The organism is Streptococcus oricebi (genome assembly GCF_017883985.1).
Classification (GTDB): domain Bacteria; phylum Bacillota; class Bacilli; order Lactobacillales; family Streptococcaceae; genus Streptococcus; species Streptococcus oricebi.
In genome coordinates this window covers 1-6,328 of the sequence record NZ_PRDG01000009.1, presented here as the reverse complement: position 1 = coordinate 6,328, position 6,328 = coordinate 1, and the positions used below count along the sequence as shown (strand labels likewise).

At 46.0% G+C, this 6,328-nt stretch carries 5 protein-coding genes and 1 pseudogene; all 6 read right to left on the bottom strand.

The window, feature by feature from the left end:
- A pseudogene (locus C4K46_RS10470) lies at nucleotides 1-320 on the bottom strand (hypothetical protein); the annotation flags it as partial.
- Nucleotides 321-500: 180 nt separating this feature from the next.
- Entirely contained in the window at nucleotides 501-899 is a 399-nt protein-coding gene (locus C4K46_RS10465) for a hypothetical protein (RefSeq protein ID WP_209629200.1), read from the bottom strand.
- A 28-nt stretch (nucleotides 900-927) separates the two neighbouring features.
- A complete protein-coding gene (locus C4K46_RS10460; protein WP_209629199.1) occupies nucleotides 928-1,830 on the bottom strand; it encodes a hypothetical protein in 903 nt (300 codons plus the stop codon).
- 13 nt (nucleotides 1,831-1,843) lie between these two features.
- Nucleotides 1,844-4,102: a hypothetical protein gene (locus C4K46_RS10455; RefSeq protein ID WP_209629197.1), complete on the bottom strand. Its 2,259-nt coding sequence runs from the start codon at nucleotides 4,100-4,102 to the stop codon at nucleotides 1,844-1,846.
- Between the two features lie 9 nt (nucleotides 4,103-4,111).
- Nucleotides 4,112-4,531, bottom strand: coding sequence for a hypothetical protein (locus tag C4K46_RS10450; protein ID WP_209629195.1), 420 nt, complete (start codon nucleotides 4,529-4,531; stop codon nucleotides 4,112-4,114).
- 18 nt (nucleotides 4,532-4,549) lie between these two features.
- On the bottom strand, nucleotides 4,550-6,328 hold a 1,779-nt coding region (locus tag C4K46_RS10445), incomplete at its 5' end, for an FtsK/SpoIIIE domain-containing protein (protein WP_245335209.1).

Here is a 6,328-nt window from a genome sequence, read left to right as displayed (position 1 = left end):
TCCATAATCACATGGTCCAAAATCAATTTCTCATCGGTAATCAAGACCACATAGTGGGGCGAAAAGATAGTCGACTCGCTACCAGCCCCCTTTTCATCCAGCTGGGCCTTGCGCAATTTGAGGATTTGATTGAGACTATTGAGGACCTGGTCATGGGTCCGCTGGTTATAGACAAAGCCCCGCACATTCATATCTTGGAGACTAGAGTGGGGCAGCCAGCGCATCCACTCCCAGTCCTGACGCTCTTCCTCCGGCATGATGGTGATAAACTGCACATCATGGTAGGAATGAAAGACCGAAAGTTGGGTGACGAGGAGCTCTTTTTTCTTTTGGAAAATAGCAGAGCAGACAAATAAAATTAGCCTAAAAAGATAGAAAGGAATATAGAATTTTCAAGGAGCAGGTAAACTTTGAATGAAACTATTATACCATAAATCAAGAATCGGAAAGGAGAAAAAAAGAAGACCCGAGGGTCTTCAATCCAACTAGACAGAACGAACTTACTTTTTAGACTTCTTACTATCTGGTAGCTTACTGTAAGATGTGCTAGCTTTGACTTTCTTGTCCTTGGCTGCCTTGGCTTTTTTCTTAGCCTTAGCAGCGTCTGCTCTCACTGTTTTCATCGTTTTAGTAGTTACCCCTTTAATTTGACTAGCCAAAGCTTTATCCGCATTCTCAAACGCAGTAGCTACATTATTGAGGTATTCATTTAGATTTTCAACAGTTTGTTCAAGATTGGTACTACTGCTATTGATGAGGTCAATACAAGCCTCAATCTTCTCTTTTGAAGTGTCGTCTACAATGTGCGAACAGTCTCTTGTACCAATCACAACCCTTTGGAGCTTGGCTTGGACACTCCGAATTTGTTCCACACGAATCTGCTTCTTACTATCTGCCATTTATCAGCTTCCTTTCTTTTTCATATCATTATTGGCCTTTATGAGCTTCTTCCCAAGCTCGATAGTCTTGGTAAGTATTGACAACCGTCACCTCTCCAGTCTTTTTATCAGTCGCTGTCACTTCCAGCTTATCCTGACCAACTGGCGCAAACCAATGGCGCAAGTCTTGGTAGAGACTGTCCCGCGTTACCAGGCCCTTACGGGGATAAATATAATCCCCCTGGACAAAACGCTTGGCCACATCGGGATGGTCCTTGACAAAGTTAATATTGGGATCTAATTTAGGATTTTCAACACGATTTTCTGCAAAAAACATACTCCAATCTAAACTGATAAAAAGGTTCTTTTCTAGTACTTCCCACAAACTAGTTGTTGAATAAATATTAGAACCATTTATCTCTGCCATATAAGCCTTAAAATCAAAGCCAGTCGGTGGGTCTTGAAATTTACCGGTCTCCAAGTCCAGAAAGGCCCGACGAGTCCGTTCCAGATTCTTCCCAATGGTCACGGAAAGATAATCCCGTCCCTCATAGTAAACAGGAGTCCAACTCCAAGGAACGACGCTTGAATCATAGTTTTTTAAGGCCGCATATAAATCAATTTTTTTTTCTTTAAGGTCCGGTGTTCGCAAATCTCGAGTTACGACATACCAGTAATCCCCTTTTAACTGAGTATGGTCAGTCTTATCCCTAACTTGTGCCTTTGTCTTCATGGACACCAGGTAATTCTGGGTAACTCCTCCCTCTCCCTTAAAAATCACATATTGATTGTGTTCCCCGAAGAGCTGGATATGGCTCAGCTTGCCTGAGGCATAGTCATATTCGACCTTCTTGAAGATTTGAGATTTCCACAAGTAAAAGGAAGCTAGTCCCACCGATAAAATAAATATTAGAGCGAGGAAACCCAAGAGGAGGCGTTTTCTGTTCTTCATATCGGACCTCTTTCTAATCGCCAATCAAATGACTATAGTGGCCTGCCAGATTATTTAAAGTCCCATCTGGTCCATCACCAAGATAGGAGGCCAGTCCCGTACTTCCCGTCGCTTCCTTTATGCCATTCCAAAACTCAGAAACGGTGACTCTCTTCTCCTGCTCTTCCTTAGACTCAGGAAGAAAGTCCCAAGGAGCTCTCTCTTTCTCAACCTCCAGATGTACCTGCCCATTTCCCTCTCCGGCCAAGAAGTTCTTAACCTTAGCTGTATAGGCTCGGCTTGTTTGCGAATTTTTACTGGCTTTTTCAAATCCATCTACACGGTCCCAACCTGTTTTGATTGCTTTGTCTATTGATGCCCCTTCTTCCTGGGCTTTTTCTACTTCGGTCCGATAAATATAGCCGCGTAGGCCATTTTGTTCCAAATCATGGATTTCAAGCGCCGACTGTAGGTCATATTCCGGCGCATAACGAACAACCTTGTTCTCAGGTTTTTCACTATTCCCATAGTTAACATTGATACCACCAATATCAAAGAGATTACTCTTAAGCGCCTCCTGCGTTTCGGCTGACTGCTTACTTAAGTTCTGCATCGTCTCTACATAGTTACCTAGCCACTCAGCAGTCTTCGTGCTAAAACCAGCCGCCCCCTTCCACTTTTCTGGCAGATAAGGGGTCCCTTTTCCAGCTAGCTTCGCTCCATTCTTTAAATTAGGGCTCTCTGCCAGACCAGCGATATTATTTGCTACATCAATTGCAACGTTAACCGCTGATGCACCGGGAATCAAGGATACCGTTTCTTGAGTCAAGTTTTTTACAAACTCCAAAGCAGCCTTATTTCTCTTTTCCTGTAATTCGGCAATTGTATTAACCAACTTGTCGGCCGCAATCCCCTTCGACTGACGGTAATGCAAGACTTCAGCTGTCGTCTTAGCCCTCCATTTCCCATTTTCATAAAGTTCATTTTCAAAACGAATACGGTCTGGTCCCCCAAATTTTAAGCTTCCAGGTCGAATTGTACTGTAATAACTAACCTCATCTTTACCATGTAGAGAACCCCGTGCATCTCGTCCCATCTCCAAAGCATAGACACCTTCAAAAAGACCAGTCAGGGCAGCCGCCCGCTGTAAGCTCATATTCAGCTCTTTCAAGTTGGGAGAAGCCTTGGCCAATTCCTCTGTATATTTAGCCAACTCTTCGACTGTCCCATTCTTAGGAAAATCAGGCGTCATTTCGATTCCTTGCCCCAGCATCACCAGACCCAAGCGGTCTCCAGCCTTAACTAGCTTTTCAGTGTAGGCTTTGACTCGTGAGACATCTTGCTTAGTTAAAGAGGCAAGAAAGGCTTCGATATTTTTCAACGATGGAGCATTGATTACATTCCCCTCTTTATCCACTTCGATTTTGATAAGGTTCCCGTCCTTGTCGACTTCCGGTTTGACCTCATTATAAAAGAGCTTATAAATCAGAGTCATCATGGGGTCACTGACATTGGTAGGGTTGACCTGACCCAGTTTGTTAAACTTATCGGGAGAATGGAGGGCAATCAGAGCAGCCCCATCTCCTTCGGCCTGAATAACATCAATATCATTCATATCCTCAGCCTTAAAGCTACCTTGAGCAATCAAGGCAACGACTTCCGTAGCGGGTAAACCATTGATAAACTCCGCATTCTTCAAGGAAGCCAAAATCCCCGTCAGACCCGTCTGGACACTGTCCAACTTCCCCTTAAAAGTATCCAGCGCAGCGACCAACTTATCATGGGTTTCACGACGTGTCTTACCAGCCTTATCTAAACCTGATTTGGCTGTAGACAAGGCGTCATTTAAGTTAGGTGTAGGCTCATCGACACTGTGAGGGCTCATCGCTAAGGCCTCAATAACCGCCTTAAATTCCGTGTCTAAATCCTTCTTTAAATCCTTAAAACCATTATAGGTATCGGTAGTCAACCATTTCTTAATATGGTTAATGGGGGTGGCTTTGGTTCGCAAGGTCTCACTAGAAAAACCAATCCCCTCAATCTCTGACACATACTCAGAAACAGCCTTACCATAATCCTTCAATAATTGAGGGTATTGCTCAAAGACAGCTCCTGCAATCTGATTGAGTTTAGCCTCGAAGGCTTCAATGGCAGAGCCTTCTTGGTTATCGGTCTTTACATCCAGACTTCGGGTAACCTCACTAATCGCCGTATTATATTGGTCACCAGCTTCAGAGATTACTTTTCCAAGTCCATCTAAGCCTGACTTACTATTTATTTGTACAACTGCCATCACAACCTCCTATTTCTTTTGATTCTTAGCCCGTTCAGCTCGCTGGCGTTCAGCTTCCGCCGCATCGGAGATTCGGGAAATGGTTAAACTAGCATTGACCAAGAACCGTTGAGTCTCTAAATAGGCTATCTCTCCCTTGGCAACACCCAATAAATCGGTCTTCTTGTCCATAAAGGCCTTCTTATAACTCTGAATGTCCGACTTTTCTTTCTCGGTCAATTCATCGTATTTATTTCCGTAGAGTTCTCCAGCGTCCCCTTCATAAGATTCCTTAATCGTGTCCGCACTCACATCAGCCAAAAAGCCGGAAGATGTTCTAAGGGCTGAAATTTTCGCTTCAATCGCTTTTAGTTCCCCTTCCAACCGAATCGTATTCGCCGACTTATAATCCGACTCTAATCGACTACCGCCATATTCTGTAATAAGCATGTCTATTTATTTCCTTTCCTATTCAATAATCGTCTTCATCTTCTTAGCGACTCCATCATGCACTAAATAGCTCACTTGATAGTCCAGTTGAGGTTCTCTCAATGGCTTGGTCGTCACTGGAACAACTTGCTGGTCATTGAGTCTTACAGACACAATCCCTTGGCGCAGGTTTCGGGCATACTTGGACGCAACGTCAATCCGACTAGAGAGCGTATTGGTGGTGATAACAATTGGAACATAACCAATCCGGTAGCCCCTATCCAGAATCTTAGTCAACTGGGTCAAGGTGTTGGTATCTAACTGGTTCACCAACTCCGCCATATTGTAGATAATCACATTTAAGAGATAGTCATCTTCTTTGGCTTCCAAGCGTTCATCCACCTTCAAGGACAAGGCCTCAATCATCTCTGTAACCTCTTGGGCACCAGAAAGGACATCCACGCCCTCTGCTGTTAAGTCCGGTAAGAGATGGTGTGGCGGCGCTAAGACAACCACTTGCTTGTCGATTTTCTGAGACAACTTGATGATATGTTCAGTCATGGCATTCATCTGCTCTTCCGTTCCTGCCACATAGGCTAGAGGACCCTTCTTAGGCTCCCAGCTGACGGTTTGAACGGTTTCCATATCGAGTCCCATTGGGAGGCGTTCGGCGGCTAGCTCACGAGCAACGCCGGCTGAGGCATAAAATACTTCTGCCTCCAACTCCTCTGGTACCATTGGAATGGCGCTTGGGCGACTGCCCTGCCAAGCTTCCCGCATGGTCTGGGCTTCGGTTCGTAGGTTTTCGACCACCTGGATATCATTGTGTCCAGCAACCGGCAAGGCAAACTGAACCACATCCACTTCATGGCGCTTCATGAGTGCCCGACCCTTGATATCTTCCATGGTCGTCGCAAGTGGGGTGGAGCCCACAATCGAGCGGACCTCACTGCTATCATTTTGCTTGAGGGTCAGCTGGTGCTTGAAGTTGCTGTAGAGGGTCGCTCTTAGGTTGCTTTGGCGACCAGCCGTCATGACTAGATGGACCCCGATAGAAAGACCCTCACGAGAGACCCGCATGAGCAGGCTCTGAAGAGCCGGCTCAAAGGCTTCGTCTCGCATGGCCTCAAAGCTATCCAAGAGAATCACCAAGGTCGGCTCTTCCTTGCCACTAGTCTGGCGGTAAAGCTCCATGGTTCCGACTCCATAGTCAGACAGGAGTTTCTTCCGTCTAGCCAGCTCTTGCTCAAGAATCCGCACAAACTTGGCAATCTTTTCCCCCTGGTCCAGAAGCATGAGGTCTGCCACATGGGGCAGGCTTCCCAGTGGGGCCAGTCCATTGGTCCCAAAATCAAGGAGATAGAGCACCACCTCTTCAGGCGAGTAGTTGCGAGCCAAGTCCATAGCGGTACTTTGGAGGAAGGTGGTCTTTCCTGTCCCGGGTGCCCCGTAGAGTAGGACATTGCCGTCCTTGGTCAGGTTGATAGACACCGGCTCCTGCTTTTGTTCCTGAGGAATATCCGCCACCCCAAGGAGGATGGACACGCCTTGTTTGGCGCTCTGCCAAGCCTCCTTAAAGGATAGGGGACGAATTTCTTCCAAGGTCATCCGCTCCGCTAATGGCGGTAACCAAGGTTGCGGCAAGTCCGCAATGCCCAGCGACTGAGTCAAGGCGTCCATCTGATCGACAATAGCCTCTAGCTCGGTCGGCACCTCCCGAATGGTTTCGGCTGCTTCCAAGCCACTTAAATCTTCATTTAAAATTTCATATTGACCAATGTCGTTAATCAAGTAAATGGTATGGTCCTCAATCCCCTG